Below are 26,233 nucleotides of genomic sequence, written 5' to 3' on the forward strand. Positions count from 1 at the left end.
CTGCGACTGCGCCCCAGGGGGCGCAGTCCGGTTCCTCTTTAGCGCTGAGCTGCCCGGTAGGCCTCGACGATTTCGCTGTTGACGCGTCCACGCGCCGAGACATTGTGGCCATTGGCTCGCGCCCATTCACGCACCTGGGCTGCTTCCTGGTTACGACCCGGCGTCGCCACCCGCGCTTTTACCTGCGTGCTGCGGCGGGCCCCGGATACGTAATTGCTCATAGCGGCCCTGAGTTCTTTCGCATGGGATTTTGAAAGATCTATTTCATACTGCACACCATCAAGGCCAAAACGTACGGTTTCATCAGCTTCGCCACCGTCGAGGTCATCGATCAGGAGGATCTTTACTTTTTGTGCCACGGTTAGCTCCTGCGTTTTGTACTGAATTTATATGTAACTCTAATTATGGGCTAGGCAGACAGTAATCGTCAAAGTGTGAAAAATCCTACTTTTGGGAACTTTTTCGAAAAGGCGAACAAAACTACTTCATCGGGACTCGGCTGGGTCCTCGTGATCGGGCGTTGCAACTGGCGCTTCCTGCTGTGCCTGGGCCTGACGCTCCTCGGCCTGGCTCATTGCTTCGCGCTCAGCCCTATCCGCGTTGAAAATGGACCGCATGACAAAGTAAAAGATCGCCCCGACCCCTATCGATGGCAGCAATACCGCAACATACTCAAGCACGACTATCTCCAACTGGTTTCAGAATGGGAAACAGGATGGTTTCCCTAATACCTGCATTGGTGAACAGCATCACCAGTCGATCAATCCCAAGGCCGATGCCTCCCATGGGGGGTGCGCCATATTCGAGCGCGCGGAGGAAATCCTCATCGAACTGCATAGCCTCGTGGTCGCCGGCAGCTGCCTGCAGGGACTGCTCAACCAGGCGTGCCCTCTGCACCACCGGGTCGATGAGTTCAGAGAACGCCGTCCCTCGCTCCATTCCGCCGATGATCAGGTCCCACGCCTCAATCAGAGCGGGATCCTCCCGGTGCGGCCGGGCCAGCGGCTGGGCCGAGGGAGGGTAGTCGTAGACAAAAGTAGGCTGGATCAGGGTCGGCTCAACCAGCTCGCCGAACAATTCGAGGACAAGCTTTTCGCTGCCCCATTCCGGCGCAATCTTCACCTGGTGGATTTCGGCGATATTCCGGAGCTCCTCAGCGGATGTCTCCGGAGTTACCTCGCTACCCACTACCTCCGAAAGCCCCGGGTACACGCCGAGCCACCGCCATTCCCCATCAAGGTCAATCACGCCGGCCTCTGTTTCGATGGTCCGTGTGCCCAGGATGTCCGCACAATTAAGAATGATTTCCTTCATTCGTTCGGCCATTCCGAACTGGTCGGTGTACGCCTCGTAACACTCCAGCATGGTGAATTCGGGGCTGTGAGTTGAGTCGACCCCCTCATTGCGGAAAATCCGGCCAATCTCATAGACCCGGTCTATTCCGCCGACGACCGCCCGCTTCAAATAAAGCTCCAGTGCGATTCGAAGAGTCATTTTCTGATCGAAAGCGTTGAGATGGGTTTCAAACGGTCGTGCAGCAGCACCGCCATGCACCAACTGCAGCATTGGCGTTTCTACTTCTACATATTCCAGCGAGTGCAGAGTTTCCCTAATGGATCGCACGATAGCGGCCCTGGTTCGAACCATCTCCCGCGCTTCTTCGCGCACCATCAGATCGACGTAGCGTTGCCTGACCCGGGTTTCCTCGCTGACTCCCGTATGCAGGGTTGGCAGCGGACGCAGTGCCTTTGAGGCCATGCTCCACCCGTCCGCCATGACCGAGAGCTCCCCGCGCCTGGAACTGATTACTTCACCGTGCACTTCAACGTGGTCCCCGAGGTCCACCAGCGCTTTCCAGTCCGCAAGCGACTGGTCACCAATTTCGGCCAGGCTGAGCATGGCCTGAAGCCTGGCCCCACCACCCTCCTGCAGCGTCGCGAAACACAGTTTCCCGGTGTTGCGAATGAACACCACTCGACCCACCACCGACACCATCTCACCGGTGGTGGCTTCAGCGGGCAATTGCCCAAACTCTTTCCGCAGCTCGGCCAACGAGTGTGTGCGCGCCGGCTTAACCGGGTAGGCCTCATCCCCCCGTTCGAGCAGCCGCTCGCGTTTCTCCATGCGGATACGCATCTGCTCGTTGGTTTCGTCGGCGTTGCCCACGACATCGGCGAGGACTGATTCTTTGGCGGTGCTGGAATTATCTGGGGTCACGAGATATAAGTTTACCGGCTGCTTTTCGCCACCCGGATTTGCAGCCGATCAAGATCGTGGTTCGGTCAGGACCCCAGCGGAGCGTTATCAATTAGTCTGACCGTTCCAACCTTCGCCGCGATCAGCGCCAATGCCTCTCCGGTGAAGGGTGTCTGGCGGCAGTTGAAAGCCAACGGTTCGAGCGTCGAGGGGTGGACAACCTCAAAATAGTCCAGTTCCACCAGCGGCTGGCTAGTGACCAATGCCACTGCGGAGTCCAGGTCCAGCGGCTCATTCCGTTCCGCCCGACCCTCCAGGAGACGTAGCGCACGTGACAGCACCAACGCTGCTTCTTCTTCGGCCGACGTCAGGAAACGGTTGCGGCTGGAGAGCGCCAGCCCATCAGCGGTCCTGACCGTTGGTACCGTGACAATTTCGGCGGGGAAGTCCAGGTCCCGAACCATCCGGCGGATCAGGGCAAGCTGCTGCGCATCCTTCTGGCCAAAATAGCACTTGAACCCGGCGTCAACTGTTGGCGCCGTAAGGTGCAGCAGTTTCGCTACCACCGTGAGCATTCCGTCGAAATGCCCTGGCCGGGCGGCCCCTTCAAACTTTTCACCGAGGGCACCGGAGTTGAGGGAAACAAGCGGTGGGCCGTCCGGATACATCACCGTCTCCGATGGGGCAAAGACCACCTCTGCCCCGCAGCTGGCCAACAGTTCCAAATCCTGATCCAGTTGCCGCGGGTAGCGTTGCAGATCGGTTCGTTCACCGAATTGCAGCGGATTGACGAAGATTGAGGCGACCACTACGTCGTTGTTTTTGCGTGCCGCCCTCACCAGCGCCGCGTGCCCGTCGTGGAGGGCACCCATGGTGGGGACAAAGCCGAGGGTGGGACGCCGCTCACCGCGGGGTGTTCCCGGGCGTCGGTCCAGGAGGTCGGCGGTGGTCTCAGCTAGTTCGGCCGGGGTCCTGACCACCGTCGGGCGGTTCGAACCATTCACGAGGTGCCCGACGTATCGAGTGCGAGGGCATGGGCGATTGCCGCACCCTGTGCGTGGCTGAGAAGTCCCCGTTCGACGGCCCGTCGGGCGGTGGCAACCGCCAGTGAACGGTAGGCGGCGCGGATGTCCTCGGAGGGTTGGTCTTTCAAAGCCGCCATGTGCGCCTCGACGGTCCCTATGTCGCCGCGTGCCACTGGCCCGGTAAGCGCTCCCTCGCCTGCTGATAGAGCGTTTTCAAGTGAAGCCCGCATCAGTGGTCCGAGCATTCGGTGGGGTTGCTCAACGCCAATGTCAGAGAGCAGTTGGGTCGACTGAGCGGTGATCGTCACAAGATGGTTCGACGCGTGAGCCAGTGCCGCGTGGTACAGCGGCCGGTGAGCTTCTTCAATCGCCACCGGTTCCGCACCCATTTCGACTACCAGTGCCTGGGCGACCGGAAGCACGGCTGTTGGCGCGGTAATCCCGAAGCTGCAGTCGGGCAGGCGAGCGAGGTCAAGGCTCATGCCGGTAAAGGTCATCGCAGGGTGCAACGCCAGCGGAATGGCTCCTAGCTTGCGGGCTGGGTCCAGCACCGAAATACCGAACCGCCCGGAGGTGTGGGCAACGAGTTGCCCGGGCTGCCATGCCCCGAGCACGGCCAGACCCTCGACGAGTTCCGGAAGCGCATCATCGGGAACCGCGATCAGGACCAGCTCGGACCGCTCGATGATCTCCGGAATCTCCAGCACCGGCACGCCGGGCAGGAGCATTTCCGCACGTTCCCGACTCGCCTCAGAAACAGCCGACACCCCGATAATTGCGTGGTCGGCGGCGCGCAGTGCTGCACCGAGCACCGCTCCTACCTTGCCGGCGCCAATGACTCCGACCCCGAGTCGGCCCGGGCGCCGTGCCCCGCTACCGCTCGCCATCTCGAGGGGTTCCTTCCTCATCCACCGACATTTCTTCTAGCTCCTCAGGTTCGTCGTCCGGTCGTGTCGCTCCGTCATAGGTTGGCGGCGGTGGCATCAGCGTGGCGTCTGCAACCTCCACCGGCCTCATCCACTGCTCCGGCAGACTGCGGCGACGCGCCTCAGCGGCGCGGATGCCCTGTTCGTGAAAGAGCCGCCAGGCGGTGTCCTCATCGACCTGCTGGATCCGTGGGCTGACCGGCCCCGGAGTGGTATGAAGCAATAGGTCGACGACCCGGAATCGCCGGTACACCGGCCCCTGGTGAAGTGCCAGCGATTGGGTCCGTTCGTGCGGGACCACGGCAAGGTTCCGCCAGAAGAATCCCGACCGGATCAGGAGAGCCGTCCTGGTGACCGCGAAGCCGTTGCGGCGCCATTCCAGCGGCCCAATCCACCGTGCACGCCGCGGGGTCGAGAGGAACCCGGCCCGGCTGTCTCTCCCCTCCATTCCGGCGGTAAAAACGTCGAGGGGTTCGTCAGTGCCGGGGTCTGGGAGGACCAGGGCCAGGATCTGTAGGACGTCCTGCCGGGTGCCTACGGGCAGGAGCGTTGCCCGCGCCTGGGCGTCTCCCGATGCTGAAATGCCGTATCCGGCTACGTTGACTGTCATCCGGTACCAGCCCTTGGCCCGCCAGAGCGGGGGCTGGGTAATTCCGACCGCCTGGATTCGCCCGGGTGGGACGGTCTGTGTCCGGGTATCCAGCAGCCCGTAGCGGACCCGGATGCCGTCCGGGGAAATAGCGGCCCGGAAGTTGAACCCGTTCTTGATGCTGCTCCAGTAGCCTCCGGCAACACCTAGGCCCAACGGTATTATCACCGCGAGCGGCGCCGCCTGCTCAAGGATCACCGCCAGGACAACCACCACTGCCACACCGATGATGAGGAAGATGGTGGTTCCTGAGAGAAGCGCGGCTGCGATCACCCGCCCGGGTTTCAGAGCCAACACCTCGCGCTCGGGTGCCTCCTGAATATCGTCGGGGTTATCGGGGTCAATGCTGACCCCCGCTGCCCGGGCCAGGATGGTGGCGCGCAAGCGTTGCGCATCGCTGAGTTTGAGGAATGCGAGCTTGACAGCGGACTCGCCTGCGTCAGCCACTTCGAATTTTAGTTCCGCCAGGCCAAAGACCCGCGCCAGGAAGGGTTGCACCACGTCGATGGCCTGTACCCGGTCAAGCCGTGCCTGCCGGTTCTGCCGAAACACTATCCCCGAGTTGACCTTCACATGCTCGGCCGTCACCTGATAGCGCGTGAAGTACCACGACAGAAGGAAGCCAATCGCGACGAGCACCACGATCCCGGCAATGGCGGCGATGGTCCACGGCAGCCGCGCCCCGCCGTCGGACAGGTTGGGAATACCATCACCGCTGAGGAGGCTCTCAAACAGGTCTTGGCCCGCAAAAAAGGCGATTGCGATCAACGCAATCCAGCCCCGCACCAGTGGGGAAATTACGTGCACCCGGCGCCATTGATTGTCGGAGGTCGCCAGCAGTGACTCATCCGGAACGACCGGGTCCTCATGGGGTGTCTGGTCGTGGGTTGTCACAGTCCGGCCAGCTTCGCCTCACCACGGGCAGAGAGTTGCTCGCGCAGCCGTGCGCCTTCGTCTGCTGGCAGCCCCGGGATGGAAGCGTTGGTGCCGGGGGAAGCGGTGTGCATCTTCAGGGTGCATAATCCGAAGGCCCGTTCGATTGGGCCGACAGCGACGTCCACGTACTGCATCCGCCCGTAGGGCACCACCATGGTCCGTTGGTAGAAGACCCCGGTACGGATCAACAGGTCTTCGTGCCGCTCCGCGTAGCCGATAGCCCTGACCTGCCGTGGCAGCAGAATTCCTCGCCAAACGGAAAGAACCAGCGCCCCGATCGGCAGGGCCCAGGCTACCCACATGGGTGGGAAGCCCCACCAGATGTCGGTGAGACGCAGGATCAGGGGAATGCTGAAGATGGCGACGTTGATGATCGTGCCGATCACCCAGCCGAGCAGGCGCACCCTCAGATACTTCGGTGATACCCGTGTCCACTCCAGACCGGCCGGATCAATAGGTTCCTTACGCATACTCCCCCTCGTCATTGCGACCACTTTCCCCGTCAACGCCGGTGGCACCGTCGTCGGGCGGCAGCCGGCAGAATCCCTGCACCATCAGCCCCACAACGATCATCACCATGCCGCTGGCCACCAATGCGACCGTGCCCCAGACTGAGGCTGTCACACCGCGCACGGCGACGAGCGAAAGCTGATCCACCAGAATGCCCAGGTGCCAGCCGGCGTTCAATGCGCCAGCGTACGCTGTCGCCTGGGCCAACACCACGGTGCGGGCGGCGAGGATGGGGTTGAGCGGCCGGTCGCGGCGCCCGTTCCGCCAGCGCTGGACCCGGATCCCGAAGATGAGCGTTACGGTCAGGATGGCCGCCACCGTCAGCAGCGAACTCAAGTGCAGTGTCGGAACCGGAAAACCGTTCCGGCCCGCCCACCAGTTCATCATCCAGCCACCAATACCGGCAACCACTCCGAATGCTGCCAGCCAGCCGACCTTTAGGGTACCCACTGAGTGTCGGCCCCCTCATACGGTCGGATTCCTGTGCGGTCCGCGGTGTCATTGACCAGCTCGGTTACCAGGCGCCCGTCAAGCAGCGCAGTAGAGTCCATCCAGGCCCAGGGTTGCAGGACAAATGCCCGCTCGGCTGCCCTGGGATGCGGGATGGTCAGTCGCTCGTCGTCTGACCTGAAGTCGCCGAAGGTGATGATGTCGATGTCGAGAGTCCTCGGTCCCCACCTGACGTCCCTGGTCCGGTGATGCTTTTCCTCTACCGACTGACAGTGGGTCAGGAACTCGTAGGGTCCCAGATCGGTTTCGACTTCGATCACCATGTTCAGGTACTCCGGCTGATCCGCCGGACCCCCGACCGGGATCGACCGTACCACCGGTGAAACCTCACGCAACCGCACCCGGGCGCTGTCCACCAGGTCGGCGACGGCGAGGGACAGGGTGCTGTGACTGTCGCCAAGGTTGCTCCCCAACGCCAGCACCGAGCGCACCCGTTCGGTCACGAGGCTTCCTGGCCGATCCGGGTGCGCACTAGCGAAACAGCGACGTCCCCAAACGGCACCGGAATCGGCGCCCGTGGTTTGTGAACCGTTACCTGAACCGTCTCGGCCGGGAACGACGCGAGAAGCCGCGACGCTATCCGTTCGGCTAGCGCTTCGATGAGGTTCAGGGGGTCGCCGGTGATGACCGCGGCAACCTGCTCAGCGACGTCACCGTAATGTGCGGTGGTGGTGAGGTCGTCGGTGGCGCCCGCCTCGCGGAGATCGAGATGCAGGACGACGTCGACGACGAATGGCTGACCGTCCCTGCGCTCGGACTCGAAAACGCCGTGGAAACCTACTGCGGTTATTCCGGTGATCGTGATGGTGTCCTGCTGGACCGGTGTCATGTCGGGACCTAGCCGGTCCACGCGGCGGAAACCTTGACGGCGTCCAGGTTGGGCCCGACCTCATGCACGCGTACACCCCAGGCGCCTGCGGCCGCGGCCAGCGCCGACACCGCAACGGTTGCCGAGTCGCGCTCCTGCGGTGCGGCTGCTTTGCCCGCCGAGGTGAGGAGCGTCCCCAGGAACCGCTTACGTGAAGCACCGATCAGGACCCGATGGCCCAGCGCGTTGAACCGGTCAATGGCGCGCAGGATTGTCCAGTTGTGGGCCTCATCCTTGGCAAACCCGAGGCCTGGGTCAAGGATGATCTGGTGTGGCTCCACACCGGCTGCGACGAAAGCGTCCCGAACCTGGCTCATTTCGGCGATCACCTCGTCGACGACATTTTCGTACTCGGCGAGTGAGCCCATCGTCGCGGCCGTGCCGCGGCGGTGCAGCAGAACGTAGGGCACCTTCCGCTCAGCAATCAGGGCGGGCATCTCGGGGTCGTAGTCCAGGCCGGAAACGTCGTTCACCAACGCAGCGCCGGCGTCGAGCGCTGTCCCTGCCGTCGAGGCGTGCATGGTGTCCACGCTGACGAGGGCACCGGCCTTCACCAGGGCCTTAACCACCGGCAGGATCCGTTTCTGTTCCTCGTCCGGACTGACCAGGTCAGCGTTGGGGCGGGTGGATTCGCCCCCCACATCGATGATGTCCGCGCCGGCGTAATGCATCCTGAGGCCTTCCGCGATAGCCTCATCGGCGCTGGTGAAGCGCCCGCCGTCGCTGAAGGAATCAGGGGTGATGTTCAGTACACCCATCACGAGTGAACGGTCGGTGGGTAGGTCTGCCAGGGTCTTCGCCACTCTGGAGACCCTCAGGACAGGAATTGGTGATGTGGCGGGTCCGGTTCCCGGCGCCGCAGCGAGTGAATCCATCGGTATGTGGTGTCCTATCTTCCGAGTATCAGGCTCATGGCTTCGGCACGGGTGGCGGGGTCGCGCACCTGGCCGCGGACGGCTGAAGTGACAGTTTTCGCTCCAGGTTTGCGAACTCCACGCATTGACATGCACATGTGTTCGCACTCGATAACCACAATGGCACCCTTTGGCTGCAGGTGCGTCATGAGCGCCTCAACAATCTGGGTGGTGAGCCGCTCCTGCACCTGGGGGCGGCGCGCGAACACTTCCACCAGCCGGGCCAGCTTACTTAGCCCGGTGACACGCCCCTCCGCCGAGGGGATGTACCCGATGTGGGCTGACCCGTGGAAAGGAACCAGGTGATGCTCGCAGGTGGAGTAGAACGGGATGTCCTTGACCAGGACCAGCTCTTCATGATCAATTTCGAAGGTGGTGGAGAGGATTTCCGCTGGGTCCTGATGGAGCCCCGCGAAGAACTCGGCGTAGGCCTTTGCAACCCGTTTGGGGGTTTCCACCAGCCCGTCCCGGTCGGGGTCCTCTCCAATGGCAGCAAGGATTTCCCGCACTGCACGTTGGATTCTGGGCTGGTCTACTGGGGAACCGGCCGCTTCAAGGGCCGCCGAGAACACCTCGTCGTCGAATTCGGTCACTGAACCAATCCTACGCGGTACCTGCAATCCCACCGTTTAGGGCTGGGAACTCTCTGCGCCACCTTTGCCGGGTGAGCCTTCGCCGGACTCGGGCTCAGGCAGATCGTTGCCGTGAACATCAAAGTCGCCAACGATTTGCGCGTCAGCAATCTGATCCTGGGGTGCAACGGTCTCGGGCGCAGGTTCGCCGGCCTCGCTGGCTTCCTCGCGCTCCTTCTTTGAGACCACCGGAGGCAGGGCGTGTACCGGACGGGAATCCTTGGACAACCAGACGTCGCGCAGGTCACGCTTGCGGATTTCGGTGAACACCTCCGCGATTTCCGCCTGGTTCAGTGTCTCCCGCTCCAGCAACTCCAGCGCGACACGGTCCAGCACATCCCGGTTCTCGGTCAGAATTTCGTACGCCTCGTCATGGGCGTTGTCGATCAGCCTGCGGATCTCTTCGTCGACGATGTACGCGATGTGATCAGAGTAATTGCGCTCGTGACCCATGTCCCGTCCGAGGAACGGCTCACCTCCACCCTGCCCGAGCTTGACCGAACCGATCCGCTCGCTCATCCCGTACTGGGTGACCATTTTGCGGGCCGTGGCAGTTGCCTTCTCGATGTCGTTGGATGCACCAGTCGATGGGTCGTGGAAGACGATCTCCTCCGCTACCCGGCCGCCCATGGCGTAGGCCAACTGGTCCAGCAGCTCATTGCGGGTGATCGAGTACTTGTCGTCGCTGGGCAGCACCATCGTGTAGCCCAGGGCGCGGCCACGCGGGAGGATGGTGACCTTAGTGACCGGGTCGGTGTTGCGCAGGGCGGCCGCTACCAGGGCGTGCCCACCCTCGTGGTAGGCGGTGATCTTGCGTTCCAGTTCCTTCATGACCCGGCTGCGCTTCTGCGGTCCGGCGATCACCCGGTCAATCGACTCGTCAAGTGCCCGGTCGTCGATCAGTTGGGCATTTGAACGTGCGGTCAGGAGGGCCGCCTCGTTAAGGACGTTGGCCAGATCAGCGCCGGTAAAACCTGGGGTCTTCTTGGCTACCGAACGGAGGTCCACCCCCGGAGCCATCGGCTTGCCCTTGGAATGCACCGTGAGGATGTGTTCCCGGCCCAGCATGTCGGGTGCTTCAACCCCAATCTGCCGGTCGAAGCGTCCGGGCCGAAGGAGCGCAGGATCCAGGACGTCGGGCCGGTTGGTGGCAGCGATGAGGATGACGTTCGATGTTGCATCGAAGCCGTCCATTTCAACCAGTAGCTGGTTCAGGGTCTGCTCGCGCTCGTCGTTGCCGCCGCCGACGCCGGCGCCACGGTGGCGTCCGACGGCGTCGATCTCGTCAACGAAAATAATCGCGGGCGCGTTCGCTTTGGCCTGCTCGAACAGGTCACGGACCCGTGAAGCGCCCACGCCGACGAACATTTCCACGAAGTCGGAGCCGGAGATGGAATAGAACGGAACCCCCGCCTCGCCGGCTACCGCTCGGGCCAGCAGGGTCTTGCCGGTCCCCGGGGGACCGTAGAGCAGTACACCCTTGGGAATTTTGGCACCGAGGGCCTGGAACTTGGCCGGTTCCTGCAGGAATTCCTTGATTTCGTGGAGTTCCTCGACCGCCTCGTCAGCGCCGGCGACGTCGTTGAAGGTGACCTGCGGCATGTCCTTGGTGACGAGCTTCGCCTTGGACTTGCCGAACTGCATCACCTTGGATCCGCCGCCCTGCATCCGGGAGAGCAGGAACCAGAAAATGGCGCCGATGATCAGGAGGGGCAGGAGTAGACCGAGCAGGCTGGTGAACCAGTTGCTTTCGGCTGGCTGATCAGTGAAACCGTCGACGTCGGAGGTGTTGATCGCTGCAACCACGTCCTCCGCACGGGCGGTGCTGAAGAAGAACTGGACGCTGCGGCCCATATCCTCGTAGTCGTCACGCAGCGTGAGATCAACCCGCTGGTCGCCGTCGTAAATCTTGGCCTGCTCCACCTGGTTGTCGTTAAGCAGGTCCAGCCCAACATTGGTGTCAACCCGCGAACTGCTGGTACTGAACAGGTTGGGCAAAATGATCAGCAGCGCCACCACGGCGAGCACAATCCAAAAGATGGGCCCCTTGAAAAGGTTCTTAAATTTCATTCGTCTCAGGGCTGCGAGACCCTGTCCCTCCTGCTTAACAAACCAAATATCGCTTACGGCAACGCGGTCCGCGCGCAGCGAAAGCTGCTACCCAAGCTTTACACCGTCTTCACACAACCACGCACCAAATTGCGCATAAGTTCCCTATGGGCGGACAGATTTCGAGTGTGCCCGCCCCGCTGGTGACCCGGTCTACTCGTAGACGTGCGGGGCGAGGGTACCGATGAAGTCAAGGTTGCGGTACTTTTCTGCGAAGTCCAGGCCGTAGCCGACCACAAACTCGTTGGGAATGTTGTAGCCGACGTACTTCACGTCGATGCTGACCTTCGCGGCGTCTGGTTTCCGCAGGAGGGTGCAGATCTCAACGGAGGCCGGTCCGCGGGACTGCAGGTTGGACTTCAGCCAGGAAAGGGTCAGACCCGAGTCAATGATGTCCTCCACGATAAGGACGTGCTTTCCCATCAGATCGGTTTCCAGGTCTTTGAGGATACGCACCACCCCCGAAGACTGGGTGCCAGAGCCGTATGACGATACCGCCATCCAGTCCATGGTGACGTGGGAATGCAGTGCACGCGCCAGATCAGCCATCACCATTACTGCGCCCTTCAGTACACCGACGATCAGGATGTCCCGGCCGGCGTAGTCGGCGTCTATCTGGGCCGCCAGCTCGGCTACGCGCTGCTGGATTTCCTCTTTTGTGTAGAGAACATGCTTGAGGTCGTCATGGACGTCCTGTGAATCCACCAATTGCTCCTGAGGGTTTGGATAGGGCGGCACCGAAGGGCTTAGGAAAGTGCGCGGTTGTTTCTAAAGACAAGACTGCCATAGCTTGGGTCCCCTTGGGGAACGGATTTCCCGCGCACCTGACGGTGCACGCTGATGAATCCGCCAAGTTGCACCGGGCCGGCAGAGCCACGGCGCTCCAGCAACGTCTCTGTCGCACGGATCCTTTCAAAACTCGGCTGTTCCCCGCCGAGCCGGACGGCAGTGAGGGCCAGGACGCGCTGCCGGAGGGATGGCGGCAGCGCGCGGAGTGCGTCTTCGGGGAGCAGGATGTCGTTGCCGTCGAGCACGTGCAGTTGCTCATACTTTTCCAGGCTGACCCGATCCAGATAGTCGGCGTCCTGCGCCAGAATGCGTGAGGTGCGATACAGTGCCCGGGCCACCCCTGGGCCGAGCTGGTCTTCCAGGTAGGGCAGTACCTGGGTTCGGACCCGGGAACGAGCGAAGCTGGGATCAGAGTTTGACGGATCATGCCAAGGTTCAAGGCCCTCGAAACGGCAAATTTCGACCGTCTCCTCACGACGCAGTCCCAGAAAGGGCCGAAGGTAGCGGCCGCGCTGGGCCGGCATGCCGGCGAGGGACCTGGTGCCGGATCCGCGCGCCAACCCCAGCAGCACCTGCTCCGCCTGGTCATCAAGTGTGTGGCCAAGGAGCACCGCTGAAGCACCCAGTTCGGCTGCAGCCGCGTCCAGAACCCCGAACCGGGCCGTACGCGCCGCCGCTTCCGGTCCCATGCCTGTCTGGTCGACAGTGACTGCCCGTACACTCACCGGTTCCAGCCCCAGCTCTGTGAGCTTGGTTGCCGTCTGCGCGGAGACCGCTGCACTGTCTGGATGGAGGCCGTGATCCACTACCACCGCTCCTACCCGGTACCGTCCGGAGCGGGCTGAGTGTGCTGCGACGGATGCCAGTGCCAAAGAGTCGGGTCCTCCGCTGCAGGCCACCAGGATGAGAGACCCCACCGGGGTTCCCCCCGATTCAAGGGCGTGTTGCAGCAGGTTGCGGGCGTTGGCCACCACCGGGCTGAGCCGGGGTCGCCTAACCACCGTTGCGCAACCCCATCCGGGCGATCCACTTGTCAGGGGCATGGATTTCTTCCTCAGTCGGAAGGTGCTCTGCACTGGTCCAGACGCTGTTGAATCCCTCCATGCCCACCCGGTCCACGACCCGGCGCACAAACCTCGCACCGTCGCTGTACTGCCGCATCTTGGCATCGAGCCCAAGGACCCGCCGCAGGAATTTCTCCACCGGTCCGCGTGACTTTCCCCGCGCGTTGAAGCGGCGGCGAATGGTTTTGACGCTCGGGACGATGCTTGAGTCAACGGCGTCCATCACCACGTTCGCGTGCCCTTCGAGGAGGCTCATGACGGCGGTGAGGTGTGACATGCGAGCCTTGTCCTGCGGATCCTGGAGCAGGGAGAGGATTCCGTTGTCGCTGTCTTTGGGGTCGCTGTCCTTGCTGTCACTGTCGGTGGGAGCACCGCCGCTGGTGAGACCCTTTGCCGCCTTGGCCAGTCGGTCGGAGAGTCCATCCGCCTTATCCAGCAGCCCCTCGGTCAGCTCGGAAATGTGCGCCAGCATGTGGTCCTTCAACCAGGGTGCGGCGGCGAACTGGACCCGGTGGGTTTGCTCGTGAAGGCATACCCACAACCGGAAGTCGGCAGGCTCTACGTTCAGCTCACGCTCCACCGCGAGGATATTGGGGGCTACGAGCATCAGGCGCCCGCCTGATCCGTTTTTCGCCGGCCCGAAGGGGTCGTATTGTCCAAGCACCTTTGAGGAGAGGAAGGCCAGGATTGCACCGAACTGGGCACCGGTGAGGGTTCCGCCGAGCGCGGCACTGGCGGTGGTGAGCTGCTCCTTTTTGGTGCGTGAAAGATGCTCCAGCGCTGGCGCCATCAGCGCCTGGAAGCTCTGGGTGTTTGCCTTCGCCCAGGACGCCCGATCCACGATCAACAGATCGGAGTCCCGCAGGTCCTTGGCGGCGTCGAGCCCGGTGATCTGGTGGACGTAGCCGATCGATGCGTCAGCAGCGGCGCGGAGTTCAGCGACAACCTCGGCAATCTCCCGTGGACTGACCTGCGGCCCAGCGGACGTGAGTTTGGCCGCGCTAGCGGCAGCCAGCTCCCAGTTGATGAGTTGAGGCGGTGCCTTGTGGCGGACAGTGGACGAAAAGTTGCTCTCCATGTGGTCCATTCGACCACACTAGCCTGTGAAGATTGGCGCAGCTATCGGCAACCGCAACCCGCGATGGCCGCTGCCGTCCGGTCGATTGCGGTACGCGCCGCGACAGTGTTTCCGTCCAATTCTCCGGCAATAAACGAGAACACCAGAAGCCGTCCGTCAACAGTGACCACGTACCCGCTGAGCGCGGTCACCGCGTTGAGTGTTCCCGTTTTTGCTCTCACCAGACCGGCGCCGTTAGCGGCAGGACCCTGCAGCTCATACCTATCCTGCAGGGTGCCGGATAGTCCAGCAATCGGCATGCCCCCCAGGGCCGCGACGAGCGCAGGATCTTCGGAGATTGCCAAGGCCCGCACCACTGCGGCGAGCTGAGCTGGCGACACGTCGTTGCGCGGCGAGAGCCCAGCAGCGTCGCCGACTACCAGCCCCTCCCCGGGCACTCCCAACTGGCCCAGGACGCTATCGATGGTATCGGTGGCGCCACCAAACGATGCCGGCTGGCCAGCGGCTCCCNCCCGCCGCCAGCCGGGCGAGTGTCTCGGCGAGATAGTTGTCGCTGGTGAGAAGCATATGCTCAACCTGTTGTTCCACGGTTGCCGATGCGACCGCTGCCAGCTCGACGGCGTCGGCAGGCGCTGAGGCCCGAATGACTTCCGCCGCCACCTCCACACCGGCTTCGCTGCCAGCGGCGGCAAACGCCGCGCTGAAGGCCGTTGCGGCGTCGAATGCCGCGTCGGCTGAGCGGGGCCCCCGGGAGACGCCCTCTTCCACCCATGACGAATTGATCGCCAACGGGTAAATGGGACTTATCTCTCCTGCCGCAATGTCTCCCGGCAACCATCCTGCGTTGAGTGTGGGTCCCACGAACATCGTGTCATCGAGCAGGATGGTGAACGGTCCGTCAGCCGGGTCCACCGCGTCGAGGGTTTCATTGGCAAGGGTTTGCAGGCCGGCATGGCCCACCACCGCGTCCGGATCCGACTCCCCGGCGGACAGCAGCACGTCACCCCCAGCAACCAGCACCAGCTCGCTGCTTCTCGCACCGGCAACCACTGTTGTTTCGAACCGCCGCTCGGCTGAAAGCTTGGTCATCGCGGCGGCGGCGGTGAGCAGCTTCTGATTGGATGCCGGTAGCTGGTGAGCATCCCCATCCTGGTCGAAAAGGACATCGCCGGAGATGGCGTCCACCACCACCCCCGACAGGTTCCCAGGGCCGTCGAGCATGAGCTCGGCTTCGAGGGCTGCCGTCAGGAGCCCGGGATCTGGGAGCGGCGCTTCAGGGTCGAGTGCCGCTACGTGTGCAGGCGGAGTCAGCTCCGACGGCGGTATCTGGAGCTCAGGGGTGCTGGGCTGCGGCGTGGCTGCCGGCTCTTCGAGGGCGCGCACCACCGATGGAACAGCGGCAAACCCCAGGGGCACTGCCAGAACCGCGAACACGGCAACAAGGAGGGCTGCGGTGATCACGCGTGCGCCGCGGAGCATCCAGGTCCCCCAATCGATTGGCTGTCACACTGGTTCGAACCCACGAGATGCGCCCTCACCCTATATGTTTAAGATTAGACCGACGCGGCAGCCTTTGAGGCACACCGCCGCGCTGCCCCACAGGATTCCACAGGAGAGTGCCATGAACCTCGACGTCACCATCGAGATCCCCAAAGGATCACGCGTCAAGTATGAAATCGACCATGAGACGCACCGGCTACGCCTGGACCGTGTCCTCTTCACCTCAATGCAGTACCCCACCCACTACGGCTACTTCGAAAACACGCTCGGTGAGGACGGTGACCCGCTGGATGCGATGGTCATGCTCCAGGACTTCGACCTCCTCCCGGGTGTGTTGGTCGAGTCGCGTCCGATCGGCGTCTTCAACATGACCGACGACGGCGGCGGTGACGCCAAGGTGCTCTGCGTGCCCACCGACCCGCGCTTCAAGCACATCCAGGATCTCTCGGACGTGTCACCGTTCCTGCTCGATGAGATCAAGCACTTCTTCGAGCGGTACAAGGACCTAGAACCAGGCAAATGGGTGGAGGCAGCCGATTGGGCGGATCGGGAAGCCGCGGAGGCTGAGGTTGAGGCCTCACTGAAGCGGTTCCAGGACCTCGGGGAACAGCGGGAAGAGGACGAGCCACAGGGCCGCGACGTCGACGCCGATGTCGAGAACGCCACCACCACGCCGCAGGGCCGCTAGCAGGTTCAAAAACAACGTTTTCCGGTTGATTACACCGGTTAAGAGCATGGCTTCAGGCATACTGAAGCCATGCTCTACGTCTTAACGATCAACCAGCGTGACTCCCGTGAGGTGGGTGACCTGGTCAATGATCTACTGCGCGGGTTGCGTCATGTCGAAACCGTGGTGCCATTCCAGCGGTCAACGGGCGATGAACTGCAAGGTGTCGTCGATAACGCCGCCACTGCGATCGACGTCGCGCTTACGGCCCTGCGTCACCGGAGATGGCATGTTGGGATTGGCGTGGGTGGAGTTCACTCGCCCATCCCTGAAAACATTCTCGAAGCCCAGGGCTACGGCCTGGTGTACGCGCGACGGGCGGTCACCCGGGCGCAGAAGACCGGCGAACGCATTCCATTGGCCGTGGAGGGACCTGACTCGCAGGTAGCGGCGGAGGCTGAAGCGGTGCTTCGGCTGTTGGGGCAAATTGTGTTCACCCGGACCGAGGCCGAGTGGAATGTGCTGGATCTGCTGACCCCGGGCGCCCGGGGTCAGCAAAAGCTGATCGCCGCGGAACTGGGCATCACCACCCAGGCGGTCAGCAAGGCGGTGGTCAGGTCGCACTGGGTGGAGGAATGGGCAACCCGTCCGGCGGCCGCCAGGCTCCTCGACCTTGCGGCCGGTCCGGCGGCGCTACCACCAGCGACGCTGCCCTACGAATCGGGTAGCGTCTACTGACTGGGTGCCGCACGCTAGACGAGGGTGCGGAGGACCTTCGCGGCACCGTCGTCGTACACGCTGGCCGTCACTTCGGTTGCTGCCGCGAGCACTTCATCGGGTGACTGTCCCATCGCCACACCCCTGGCCGCCCACTCGAGCATCTCGATGTCGTTCCGACCATCACCGATGGCAACAGTGCCGGACGGGTCGATACCAAGACGTCGGCGAAGCAGTTCAAGAGCACTCGCCTTGGTGACACCAGCCGCGGCAATATCCAGCCAGGCCGTCCACCCCACCGAGTAGGTGACACCGTGCAGGCCAATCGCCTCGACCGCCTCCCCGAACTGTTCGGCAGTGCTGTCCGTGCTGAACACCACCACCCGCACCGCGGCCGCGTCAAGCATTTCGTCGAAGTCCACCGTATGGGTCTCGGCGCCGAAGCTGGCATCCTGAAACCGTTCGGTGGCAAGGAAATTTCCCTCGTCATCCTCAAGCGCATATTTGGCGGTGGGCAACTTCTCCCTCAGCGCGACGAGTGCTGGCCTGGGATCGAAGGTGACCCGATCAATAATTTCGAATCCGTGGGCCAGTGTCGGATCGACGCGTAGTGTCACTCCTCCGTTGGAGCACACGCTGTACCCGCTGGTGATGCCGATCTGTTTGATGATGGGCAGCGCCGCTCCCAGTGAGCGTCCCGTGGCGATGATGACCTGATGCCCAGCGTCGACAACCGCCCGCGCGGCATCACGGACCTCTTCGGACATAATTCCCTCGTGGTCCACGAGGGTACCGTCGACGTCGAGGGCGATGAGTTTGCGTTCGGTCTGCCGGTCCTCGATGCCTGCAGTGGAGAATTCTTTCATTACTCCAGTGAACCAGACTCGCTGCTCCCCGGGGTAGGTCGGCTCAGGATGCTCCGAGGACCGGGAGCACTTCCAGCCCGCCCAGGTAGGGACGGAGCGCCTGCGGAACCGTCACTGACCCATCGGCATTCTGGTGGTGCTCGAGGATAGCGACGATCCAGCGGGTGGTGGCGAGCGTGCCGTTGAGTGTTGCAACTGCCCGGGTGCCCTTCTGTCCCTCCGGTTGCCGCTCCCGAATGTTGAGGCGGCGGGCCTGGAAGGTGGTGCAGTTAGAGGTGGATGTCAGCTCGCGGTAAGCCTCCTGGGTGGGAACCCAGGCTTCGCAGTCGAACTTGCGGGCGGCGGACATGCCCAAATCCCCGGCGGCAGTATCGATCACCCGGTAGGGCAGTTCCACCTTGGCGAGCATTTCCTCTTCCCACGCGAGCATGCGGGCGTGCTCCGCGTAGGACTCTTCCTCGGTGGTGTAAGCGAACATTTCGACCTTGTTGAACTGGTGGACCCTGATGATTCCACGGGTGTCCTTGCCGTGTGAGCCAGCTTCCCGGCGATAGCAGGAGGACCAGCCGGCATAACGGACCGGCCCGCCGGAAAGGTCGAGGATCTCGTCGGAATGATAGCCCGCCATTGCTACTTCGGAAGTGCCCACTAGGTAGAGGTCATCCTCCGCCAGGCGGTAGATTTCGGCGTCGTGGGCGACGTCGAACCCAGTACCCTGCATGATTTCCGGGCGAACCAGCGTGGGGGTGATCATGGGGGTGAAACCAGCCTGAATAGCCTGGTCCATGGCCATGTTCAGCAGCGCAAGCTCCAGCCGGGCACCAACACCCTTGAGGAAGTAAAAGCGGGACCCCGAGACCTTCGCCCCCCGCTCCATGTCGATTGCACCGATCAGCTCACCGATTTCCAGGTGGTCCCTGGGGGTGAAGCCTTCAGCGCTGAAATCCCGTGGAGTGCCGACTGTCTTGATGACCTCGAAATCGTCCTCGCCGCCGGCCGGGACGCCGTCCTGGATGGCGTTCGGCAACCGGCGAAGGAGTGAGTCCTGATCCTGCCTGGCCGCTTCAGCCTCGACTGCCGCCGCCTTGACTGAGGCGGCAAGCTCCTTTACCTCTGCGAGCAGCGCCTGCTTTTCGTCACCTTTGGCCTGGGCGACCCGCTTTCCGAAAGCGTTCTGGTCTGCCCGGAGGGATTCGGCGCTGGTTACCACCTCACGACGGCGGGAATCAGCCGAAATGATCGCATCCACCAGCGCAACGTCGGCGCGGCGGGCTCGCTGCGAGGTGCGGAATTTCTCAGGGTTTTCGCGGAGTTCATTAACATCGATCACGAGCCAAGACTATCAATGGCGCAGGACGATTATCCCCGGCAGACACTTCATGGCGATACGCTGAGGTGCATCATGCCGATTCGCCTGATTCTCCTCTTTGTCCTGGCCCTTGCCGCTGCCGCCTCCGCAATGAGCTGGCTGGGGGTCCGCCGGTTGCATTCCCGGCAGCATCCAGCTCCGACGGCGCTGCCTCGCCTCCCGGCCCCGACGGGCCGCCAGCGGGTGGCCCTAATCATCCACCCCGGAAAACTCAACGCCGATCTTGCGCGCGGCCAGGTGGAAACGGCATGCGTTGACGCCGGGTGGGACCCGCCCCTGGTCTTTGAGACCACGGTCTCCGAGCCGGGTTTTGAGCAGGCGAGCCGGGCGCTGCGGGAGGGGGCCGACGTCGTCATCGCCGCTGGTGGTGATGGGACGGTTCGTGCCGTTGCCCGGGCACTGGCGCATCAGGATGCGGCGCTGGGGCTGCTGCCCTTGGGGACCGGGAACCTGCTGGCCCGCAATCTGGGGATTCCCGTGTCGGACCTGAAAGCCAGCGTGCGCGCTGCACTTCACGGCGACGGGCGGCGAATTGATATGGGCCGTATCGAGTTACACAACGAGCAGACCGGGTTCCGTGCCGAGCACGTCTTCCTGGTGATGGGTGGCGTTGGACTTGATGCAGTGGTCGTTGCGGCGACCAGCGACGTCCTGAAAAAACGGTTGGGTTGGCTGGCATACAGTGAGGCCGGGTTCCGCAGCCTCCCGGGGAGGCGCCAGCGGGTGAGCATTAGCCTCGACGGTCAGCCCGCTCAGAGCCGGAAGGTGCACAGCGTGCTTTTCGCCAATTGCGGGCGGCTGCCGGGCGGCATCGAACTGATCCCGAACTCGACCCTCGATGACGGTTATCTGGATGTTGTGGTGATGAGCCCGCGCAGCATAGTGGGGTGGATCTGGTTGGGGACCAAGATTGTCTTCCGCCCCCATAGCGTCATCCCGGTGATTAACTATTATCAGGCACGACGGGTCACCGTGACGGTAGCGGATCCTACAGAGACCCAGCTTGACGGCGACCTCTCCGGAGCCGTCACCTCACTTGACGTCAGCATTGATCCTGGCGCGTTGCTTGTCAGGGTCCCATCGTTCCCTGACCTGCAACGCACCAGATCAATGGCGCGAAGGACTAGGAGTTAGCGGGTGCCGCGGTCAGTGTCGGAATCCGTGTATTCTCCCTGAGGCCCGGTACCGTCCGCTGGATCTTCCTCGACGTCCGTGTACTCGCCCTCTTTCTCGGGGTCCTGGTCGCCGGTGTAGCCGCCTTCGGTCTCTTTTTCTTTCTGACCGCCGGTGTAGCCACCGCCGGGGATTGGCTCAAGGTTCTCGCTATTCGAGTCCGGGAACTCCCCTTTCGCCTGGCTGTTGATGAGCTGCTGCTCCTCGGAGAAGCGCAGATCATTGGCCTGGTCTCCGGCGTCCCCGCGGTAGTTTTCGTCAGAGGTGGCTCCGCCGCCCTCGTTTGGGTTGACGTCGCGTCCGTCGTTAGCTTGCTCGCTCATGGTGCGCCTTTCGTTGAACGGTTGCGCCGACCCCGGCGCCTTGAGTGAAGCCTACTGATGAACGGGTTCAACTGGGAAGGATCCCTAAGCTTTAAGCAGCCCGCGAACAGCCTTCTCGGAAGCCGAGTAGCTGGCAATCTCGATCACTTCGCCGGCCATGAACCGATCAACCAGCCGCGGATCAACATAGGAACGTTTGGCGACCGCCGGCGTGTTGCCCAGCTTTTCGGCAACTGCGCGCATTGTCGCCGCCACAGCCTTCTGCCGGGCGGTCTTACTGGTGGCCAATAGGTCGCTGCGGGCAAGGTCCATTGCTGCAACCACTGTGGCCTGCCAGGTCCGGAAATCCTTGGCCGTGAAGCCCTCGCCAGTGACCTGGCGGAGGAACCCGTTCAGTTGCGACGCGTCGACGCGATGCCATTCGCCGTCGGGGGTGCGGTAGGCCAAAGCGGTGTCCGCCTGCTCCCGCTTCAACATGGGCCGCATCGCCGCCGCAAGGTCCGCATCCTCAACGGATGATTCCCACCGCTGACCGCTCTTTCCCGGGAACTCAAAGGTGATCATCGGACCCTTGATCCGGACATGCTCCACCTGCAGGGTGGTGACCCCAAAGGATCCGTTGGTCTCCGCATACTGCTCGGAGCCGATTCGGAGTGACCCTGAGTCGACGATTCGTAGTGCAGCGGCAAAGGCTCGCTCCCGAGGAATACCCTCACTGCGAAGGCGGGTGGTGATGACTCGTCGGGCGGCGGGCAGCTTTTCCCCGAATTCAAGTGCACGATCGAACTTTTCGCGATCCTTCTTCTCCCGCCAGGCCGTGTGGTAGACGTATTGGCGGCGGCCCGCGGCGTCGGTACCCAGCGCCTGAATATGCCCATTGGGGTAGGGAGCAATCCAGACATCCTGCCATGCCGGCGGGATGGCCAAGTCCTTGATGCGTCGAAGATCAGCGGCGTCACGTAACGGGGTTCCGTCGGCTAGCCGGTAGCCGAACCCCTTACCGTGTCGACGGCGAGTAATGCCCGGCTTTTCACAGTCGCTGCGGCGAAGTCTGGGCATTGGGCCACCTTTCCGGATTGAGAAGATCAGCCTACTGCGTATTCCTGATTAGGGCACCGCAGGCTATCCCACGCCAAGGATGGCACGCAGGCTATCGGCGTTCCGCACCGCGTTGCCGCCGCCGTCGTTGTTGAAGTACACGTAAACGTCCTTTCCCGCTCCCTGCCATTCCCGGATCCGGCCCGCCCACCACTGCAGCTCGGCGTCGGTATAGGAACCGCCGTACAAATGCTCGGAGTCGGGTCCGTGCATCCTCAGATAGACAAACGGGGCAGTGGCCCGGAGGACGCACGGCAGGTGTGCCCCGCTCATCACGCAGTACGCCGCACCGTGGCGTTCCAGCAGTGAGTAGACGCCTTCGTCGTCCCAACTGTGGTGCCGGAACTCGACGGCGACCCGGATCCAGTCCGGCAGCAGTCCGAGGAAGTAATCGAGACGGGCGTCGTCACGGTGCAGGCCCGGCGGGAGCTGGACGAGCAGGATGGCGCGTTTATCCCCGAGCTCATGCCAGCAGCGGGTGATGCGTTCGACCCACACCTCAGGTTGGTACAACTTCTTGCCGTGAGTGAGCCCTCGTGGCGCTTTGACTGAGAGAAGAAATCCTTCGGGAAGCCTGCTGCGCCAACCAGCGAATGTGGTGTCGCGCGGCCAACGGTAGAAGCTCGCGTTGAGTTCCACCGTTCCGAACCGCTGCACGTAATAGCTCAGCCGTTTACTGGAGGCGGTGCCTGCGGGATAGATCACGTCATTCCAGTGGACGTAGCTCCATCCGGAGGTGCCGATGTGAATGCCCATCACCAGAACAGGCTACCGGGCCGCTCCAGGGCTAGGCATTCAGGATCCCGGTATGAGTACTTCGCTTGCCGTTTCAGCGCCGAAGCACCCACGCCGCACTATCCGGCTCCAACCAGCCCTCCTCAGCCTGGGGCGAGGAAGCGATGACCACCGTGCTGCCGGTAGGCAACCGTACTGGTGCATCCCCCATGGCCACAGCAACAAAGAACTCCGATCCGCGTTCACACATGAGCAGGTTTCCGTTCCCCACCCGCCAGACGCCAGCATCGTTGGAGTCGAGCACGCCCTTAAAAGCCAGCTGACGCCGCAGTTCAAGCGCGGAGGTGACTAGACGGAGCGTCGAATGCTCATCCGCCTGGTGCACCTCGACAGCCGATGCCCCCCACGACGACGGAAGCGGAAGCCACGGCGAGGATGGTGAATCGACGAGTGAGAAGCCATGGGATTTTTCGGGCGCCACCGTCCAGGGCAGCGGCACTCGCGCGCCGTCGCGGGAAACCCCACCGCGCTCCCACATGGGATCCACCCGTGCGCCCACTGGCACCTCGACCTCCGCCAGCCCAAGCTCCTGCCCCTGATAAATGTAGGCTCCCCCGGGTAGGCCAAGAATGGCCAGGAGACCTGCCCGCGCCCGCGCCACGCCGCGGCTGCCACCTCCGAAGCGTGTTGCCGAACGAACAATGTCATGGTTCTCCAGAGCCCAAGTGGGCGATGCACCATGTTCCAGCCGGGCTGTTTCAAGCTCACGCCCAACACCAGCCCACTCATTTGCGTCCCAGCCCAGGCGGACGAACGCAAAGGCGAACGCCTGATGCATCTCGTCGCTGCGGGTATACCGCGCCGCCCGCTGCGGCTCGAGGTTGACCTCGCCCACAAGGAAACGCTCCGGGGTGTACGAATCGGTTAGCGTTCGCCAGCGCCGATACACTTCGTGGACCTCCTCCTGGTCCGACACAAGTGGATTTGATCTGAGCCCGTCGATGACGGTGCCCGTGGTTGCCGCATCCGGCAGGCCCTCAGCCTTGAACAGTGCATGAGCTACGTCGATGCGCAGTCCATCCACTCCCCTGTCGAACCAAAAACGCAGCACCTCCGCGAAGTAGTCCCCGACCAACGGGTTGCGCCAGTTCCAGTCCGGTTGCGCCGGCGAGAACAGGTGCAGATACCACTGGTGGTCGGAGTCCGAGCCCGGATTTACTCGGCTCCACGCGCTGCCACCGAAGACACTCTGCCAATTATTTGGGGGCGTGACGGGATCGGGGCCGTCGGCGAAATGGAACATCGCCCGCTCGGACGAGCCCGGCGACGAGCTGATCGCTTGTTGAAATAGCGGGTGCTCCGACGAGCAGTGGTTGGGAACGACGTCGAGCACTATCCTCAGGCCCAGCGAGTGGGCAAGATCGAGAAGTTGATCGAATTGTTGAAGGGTCCCAAAGAGGGGGTCGACATCGCAGTAATCGCTGACATCGTAGCCCTGATCCACCTGGGGTGAAGGCTGGAATGGAGTTAGCCAGATGCCGTCCACACCGAGAGACGCGATGTACGGAAGTCGAGCCAGCAGACCCGCCAGATCCCCTACTCCATCACCATCGCCGTCGGCGAAAGACCTCGGATATACCTGGTATATGACAGCTGTCTGCCACCACGGATCGTTCATTTGGTGGCCCCGGAGGTGAGACCCTCAACAATGCGGCGCTGGAAAATGAGCACCATGATCACCAGGGGAATGGTGACAATCACCCCCGCGGCCATCTGCTCCCCAAAGGGTGCCTGAAACTCGGTAGCACCAGTGAACTTGGAAATGGCGACCGTCGCAGTTTGGATCGCAGGGTCGTTGACCATCGAGAGAGCAATGATGAACTCATTCCAGCTGTGGATGAAAGTAAGGATTGCGGTGGTGAAGACACCCGGCGCCGCAAGGGGAAGCAACACCTTCCGGAATGCCTGCCATTTGCTGCAGCCGTCGATCATGGCGGCTTCCTCAAGGTCAAACGGCAGTGATTTCATGAAGGTGGTCAGATTCCATACGGCTAGCGGGATCGCAAAGGAAAGGTTGGGCACAATCATCGCCTGGTAGGTGTTGATCCAGCCGATATCGGTGAAGAGCCGCAGCAAGGGAACAACAACTGAGATGCCGGGGAACATTGATGTTGCAATGATGACGCCCAGGATCACCGATTTGAACCGGAAGTTAAGCCGGGAGATAGCGTACGCCGCGAAGATTCCCAGAACCAGCGCGGCCGCAGTGGTGACGCCGGCAACAATCAGGCTGTTGAGCAGTGCCTGCCCGAACATGGTGGAACCGTCAAAAACCTTGAAGTAGTTTTCGGCGGAGAACGGCTGAGGAAGGAGGCTGTTGTCGAAAATGTCGGATGTACGTCGGAAGCTCGAAACCAGCATCCAATAGAACGGTGCCAGGCAGTAGACGAGGATTGCGGCCAGGCCTACGTACACCGAATAGGATTTCCACCCTCGCCGCTTTCCCAGACGCTTGGGTGCTGCCTCGGCGGGTGTTTCAACGGCCGGAATTACGGGAATCTGTGTCATCGGGCTGCCTTGACCTTTCGGGTGCTGGTGGCTCGGCTCAACGCCCGCACCTCTTTGGTCCCGGCGACATCCGCGCCGAGGATTTTGACGAAAGCGATTGCAACAACCGCAACATAAAGGAACAGGATGATCGCGAATGCCGATGCCGAGCCGTACCGCAGTTGGTTTGATTCGTCCCAGGCGAGCATCGAGAGAGTTTCGACTGATTCCTTGCCGGGACCGATCAGCACGAACGGGAGGTCAAACATTCGCAGAGCGTCGAGCAGGCGAAACAGGACCGCAACCAGGAGTGTGGGCTTGACGAGTGGAAGAGTGATGGAGCGAACCTGGCGCCAGAACCCGGCACCGTCAATTCTTGCCGCCTCGTAGACCTCCTCCGGAATGATCTGCATACCTGCCAGAACTAGCAGACCGATGAAGGGTGCGGTCTTCCAGACCTCCGCCACGATGATTGCCACCTTCGATGCGACGCCTTCGGCGGTCCACAGGATCTCGCTTCCGATCAGATTGTTGGCGATGCCGTCCGACTGGAAAATCCATCGCCACAGGAGGCCCGAGACGGCCGTGGGGATAGCCCAGGGAATCAAAATGCTTGCCCGGAGGAAGCTCCGGCCACGGAAGGCCCGGTTCATCGCGAGAGCAAGGCAGAGGCCCAGAATGGTTTCGAGTGCGACGGTGGTGACGGTGAAGAAGGTGGTGTTACCGAAGGCATTGAGGAACCGGGCACCTGTCTCACCAACGAAAAGATCAGTGTAGTTTCCGAGCCCAACGAAGACTTCTCCTTCAGACACGAACCCGTCAGCGTCGAGGCCCGACTGCTGCCGGAACATGGACTGGTAGAGCGCCGAAATCAAGGGGTAGGCAATGACCAGGGCGAGCACGAGAAGGGTTGGAGAGAGCAGCATCGCCGCCATCCGACCTTCGCCTGCTGTGCGTTTACCGGGTTTATTCCGCCCGAGTGGGCGGGCACCCGACGTCGACCGCGCGGACGCGGAAGTTCTCGTACTCATG

General features: G+C 62.5%; 29 protein-coding genes. 3 read left to right on the forward strand and 26 right to left on the reverse strand.

What is annotated here, in order from left to right; genetic code table 11:
• Positions 1 to 38: 38 nt before the first annotated feature.
• The 18 genes from B384_RS0115330 to B384_RS21330 all read right to left on the reverse strand — a co-directional run bounded on the left by B384_RS0115330 (position 39) and on the right by B384_RS21330 (position 15,685).
• A complete protein-coding gene (locus B384_RS0115330) occupies positions 39 to 359 on the reverse strand; it encodes a histone-like nucleoid-structuring protein Lsr2 (protein ID WP_019483979.1) in 321 nt (106 codons plus the stop codon).
• Between the two features lie 126 nt (positions 360 to 485).
• The gene (locus B384_RS0115335; RefSeq protein ID WP_019483980.1) at positions 486 to 680 is read right to left on the reverse strand and encodes a hypothetical protein; all 195 of its coding nucleotides are present in this window, start codon (positions 678 to 680) and stop codon (positions 486 to 488) included.
• Positions 673 to 2,136, reverse strand: coding sequence for a lysine--tRNA ligase (lysS, locus tag B384_RS0115340; protein ID WP_083850973.1), 1,464 nt, complete (start codon positions 2,134 to 2,136; stop codon positions 673 to 675). Before lysS ends, B384_RS0115335 begins: the two co-directional genes overlap by 8 nt.
• A gap of 146 nt (positions 2,137 to 2,282) precedes the next feature.
• On the reverse strand, positions 2,283 to 3,200 hold the full coding sequence (gene panC / locus B384_RS0115345) for a pantoate--beta-alanine ligase (RefSeq protein WP_237715336.1): 918 nt from the start codon (positions 3,198 to 3,200) through the stop codon (positions 2,283 to 2,285).
• Positions 3,197 to 4,108 carry a Rossmann-like and DUF2520 domain-containing protein gene (locus B384_RS0115350; RefSeq protein ID WP_019483983.1) on the reverse strand — a complete coding sequence of 304 codons (912 nt, stop codon included), beginning with the start codon at positions 4,106 to 4,108 and terminating at the stop codon, positions 3,197 to 3,199. The genes panC and B384_RS0115350 overlap by 4 nt, the downstream gene beginning before the upstream one ends.
• Positions 4,095 to 5,690, reverse strand: a complete 1,596-nt coding sequence (locus B384_RS0115355; protein ID WP_019483984.1) for a PH domain-containing protein — start codon at positions 5,688 to 5,690, stop codon at positions 4,095 to 4,097. The genes B384_RS0115350 and B384_RS0115355 overlap by 14 nt, the downstream gene beginning before the upstream one ends.
• Positions 5,687 to 6,202 (reverse strand): PH domain-containing protein, encoded by a 516-nt coding sequence (locus tag B384_RS0115360; protein ID WP_019483985.1) that lies wholly within the window; start codon positions 6,200 to 6,202, stop codon positions 5,687 to 5,689. Before B384_RS0115360 ends, B384_RS0115355 begins: the two co-directional genes overlap by 4 nt.
• Positions 6,195 to 6,692: a DUF3180 domain-containing protein gene (locus tag B384_RS0115365; RefSeq protein ID WP_019483986.1), complete on the reverse strand. Its 498-nt coding sequence runs from the start codon at positions 6,690 to 6,692 to the stop codon at positions 6,195 to 6,197. Before B384_RS0115365 ends, B384_RS0115360 begins: the two co-directional genes overlap by 8 nt.
• Positions 6,680 to 7,195, reverse strand: coding sequence for a 2-amino-4-hydroxy-6-hydroxymethyldihydropteridine diphosphokinase (folK, locus tag B384_RS0115370; RefSeq protein WP_019483987.1), 516 nt, complete (start codon positions 7,193 to 7,195; stop codon positions 6,680 to 6,682). The genes B384_RS0115365 and folK overlap by 13 nt, the downstream gene beginning before the upstream one ends.
• Positions 7,192 to 7,581, reverse strand: coding sequence for a dihydroneopterin aldolase (gene folB / locus B384_RS0115375; RefSeq protein ID WP_026041228.1), 390 nt, complete (start codon positions 7,579 to 7,581; stop codon positions 7,192 to 7,194). Before folB ends, folK begins: the two co-directional genes overlap by 4 nt.
• A gap of 8 nt (positions 7,582 to 7,589) precedes the next feature.
• Complete coding sequence (folP, locus tag B384_RS0115380; RefSeq protein ID WP_019483989.1) at positions 7,590 to 8,495, reverse strand: dihydropteroate synthase; 906 nt, start codon at positions 8,493 to 8,495, stop codon at positions 7,590 to 7,592.
• Between the two features lie 14 nt (positions 8,496 to 8,509).
• Positions 8,510 to 9,127 (reverse strand): GTP cyclohydrolase I FolE, encoded by a 618-nt coding sequence (folE, locus tag B384_RS0115385; protein ID WP_019483990.1) that lies wholly within the window; start codon positions 9,125 to 9,127, stop codon positions 8,510 to 8,512.
• A gap of 36 nt (positions 9,128 to 9,163) precedes the next feature.
• Positions 9,164 to 11,236 carry an ATP-dependent zinc metalloprotease FtsH gene (gene ftsH / locus B384_RS0115390; RefSeq protein ID WP_019483991.1) on the reverse strand — a complete coding sequence of 691 codons (2,073 nt, stop codon included), beginning with the start codon at positions 11,234 to 11,236 and terminating at the stop codon, positions 9,164 to 9,166.
• A gap of 192 nt (positions 11,237 to 11,428) precedes the next feature.
• Entirely contained in the window at positions 11,429 to 11,980 is a 552-nt protein-coding gene (gene hpt / locus B384_RS0115395; RefSeq protein ID WP_019483992.1) for a hypoxanthine phosphoribosyltransferase, read from the reverse strand.
• Positions 11,981 to 12,021: 41 nt separating this feature from the next.
• Positions 12,022 to 13,014, reverse strand: coding sequence for a tRNA lysidine(34) synthetase TilS (gene tilS / locus B384_RS0115400; protein ID WP_024477153.1), 993 nt, complete (start codon positions 13,012 to 13,014; stop codon positions 12,022 to 12,024).
• A 43-nt stretch (positions 13,015 to 13,057) separates the two neighbouring features.
• Entirely contained in the window at positions 13,058 to 14,206 is a 1,149-nt protein-coding gene (locus tag B384_RS0115405) for a zinc-dependent metalloprotease (protein WP_019483994.1), read from the reverse strand.
• 41 nt (positions 14,207 to 14,247) lie between these two features.
• Positions 14,248 to 14,781: a D-alanyl-D-alanine carboxypeptidase gene (locus B384_RS21325; RefSeq protein WP_192813105.1), complete on the reverse strand. Its 534-nt coding sequence runs from the start codon at positions 14,779 to 14,781 to the stop codon at positions 14,248 to 14,250.
• Positions 14,663 to 15,685: a D-alanyl-D-alanine carboxypeptidase gene (locus B384_RS21330; RefSeq protein WP_050995020.1), complete on the reverse strand. Its 1,023-nt coding sequence runs from the start codon at positions 15,683 to 15,685 to the stop codon at positions 14,663 to 14,665. Before B384_RS21330 ends, B384_RS21325 begins: the two co-directional genes overlap by 119 nt.
• A gap of 142 nt (positions 15,686 to 15,827) precedes the next feature.
• Between B384_RS21330 and B384_RS0115415 the strand changes: the two genes are divergently transcribed.
• A complete protein-coding gene (locus tag B384_RS0115415; RefSeq protein ID WP_019483995.1) occupies positions 15,828 to 16,394 on the forward strand; it encodes an inorganic diphosphatase in 567 nt (188 codons plus the stop codon).
• A 69-nt stretch (positions 16,395 to 16,463) separates the two neighbouring features.
• Positions 16,464 to 17,111, forward strand: coding sequence for a hypothetical protein (locus B384_RS0115420; RefSeq protein ID WP_019483996.1), 648 nt, complete (start codon positions 16,464 to 16,466; stop codon positions 17,109 to 17,111).
• Between the two features lie 14 nt (positions 17,112 to 17,125).
• Here B384_RS0115420 and B384_RS0115425 read toward each other — a convergent pair whose 3' ends face one another.
• Both B384_RS0115425 and serS read right to left on the reverse strand, forming a co-directional pair.
• Positions 17,126 to 17,956, reverse strand: coding sequence for an HAD family hydrolase (locus B384_RS0115425; protein ID WP_019483997.1), 831 nt, complete (start codon positions 17,954 to 17,956; stop codon positions 17,126 to 17,128).
• Between the two features lie 43 nt (positions 17,957 to 17,999).
• Positions 18,000 to 19,286, reverse strand: coding sequence for a serine--tRNA ligase (gene serS / locus B384_RS0115430; protein WP_019483998.1), 1,287 nt, complete (start codon positions 19,284 to 19,286; stop codon positions 18,000 to 18,002).
• 72 nt (positions 19,287 to 19,358) lie between these two features.
• Between serS and B384_RS0115435 the strand changes: the two genes are divergently transcribed.
• Positions 19,359 to 20,459 (forward strand): diacylglycerol/lipid kinase family protein, encoded by a 1,101-nt coding sequence (locus B384_RS0115435; protein WP_024477149.1) that lies wholly within the window; start codon positions 19,359 to 19,361, stop codon positions 20,457 to 20,459.
• Here the strand turns inward: B384_RS0115435 and B384_RS19225 are convergent.
• The 6 genes from B384_RS19225 to B384_RS0115465 form a co-directional block, all read right to left on the reverse strand.
• Positions 20,456 to 20,821, reverse strand: coding sequence for a hypothetical protein (locus tag B384_RS19225; protein WP_019484000.1), 366 nt, complete (start codon positions 20,819 to 20,821; stop codon positions 20,456 to 20,458). The genes B384_RS0115435 and B384_RS19225 overlap by 4 nt on opposite strands.
• An 84-nt stretch (positions 20,822 to 20,905) precedes the next feature.
• Complete coding sequence (locus tag B384_RS0115445) at positions 20,906 to 21,880, reverse strand: DNA topoisomerase IB (protein ID WP_019484001.1); 975 nt, start codon at positions 21,878 to 21,880, stop codon at positions 20,906 to 20,908.
• Positions 21,881 to 21,943: 63 nt separating this feature from the next.
• Positions 21,944 to 22,675, reverse strand: coding sequence for a DUF72 domain-containing protein (locus tag B384_RS0115450; RefSeq protein ID WP_019484002.1), 732 nt, complete (start codon positions 22,673 to 22,675; stop codon positions 21,944 to 21,946).
• Positions 22,676 to 22,748: 73 nt separating this feature from the next.
• Positions 22,749 to 24,332, reverse strand: coding sequence for an alpha-amylase family glycosyl hydrolase (locus tag B384_RS0115455; RefSeq protein ID WP_024477147.1), 1,584 nt, complete (start codon positions 24,330 to 24,332; stop codon positions 22,749 to 22,751).
• Positions 24,329 to 25,222: a carbohydrate ABC transporter permease gene (locus B384_RS0115460; protein WP_019484005.1), complete on the reverse strand. Its 894-nt coding sequence runs from the start codon at positions 25,220 to 25,222 to the stop codon at positions 24,329 to 24,331. The genes B384_RS0115455 and B384_RS0115460 overlap by 4 nt, the downstream gene beginning before the upstream one ends.
• Entirely contained in the window at positions 25,219 to 26,232 is a 1,014-nt protein-coding gene (locus B384_RS0115465; protein WP_116778876.1) for a carbohydrate ABC transporter permease, read from the reverse strand. Before B384_RS0115465 ends, B384_RS0115460 begins: the two co-directional genes overlap by 4 nt.
• Position 26,233 lies beyond the last annotated feature (1 nt).

The sequence above is a fragment of the Arthrobacter sp. TB 23 genome (genome assembly GCF_000294595.1).
Lineage (GTDB): Bacteria > Actinomycetota > Actinomycetes > Actinomycetales > Micrococcaceae > Arthrobacter_D.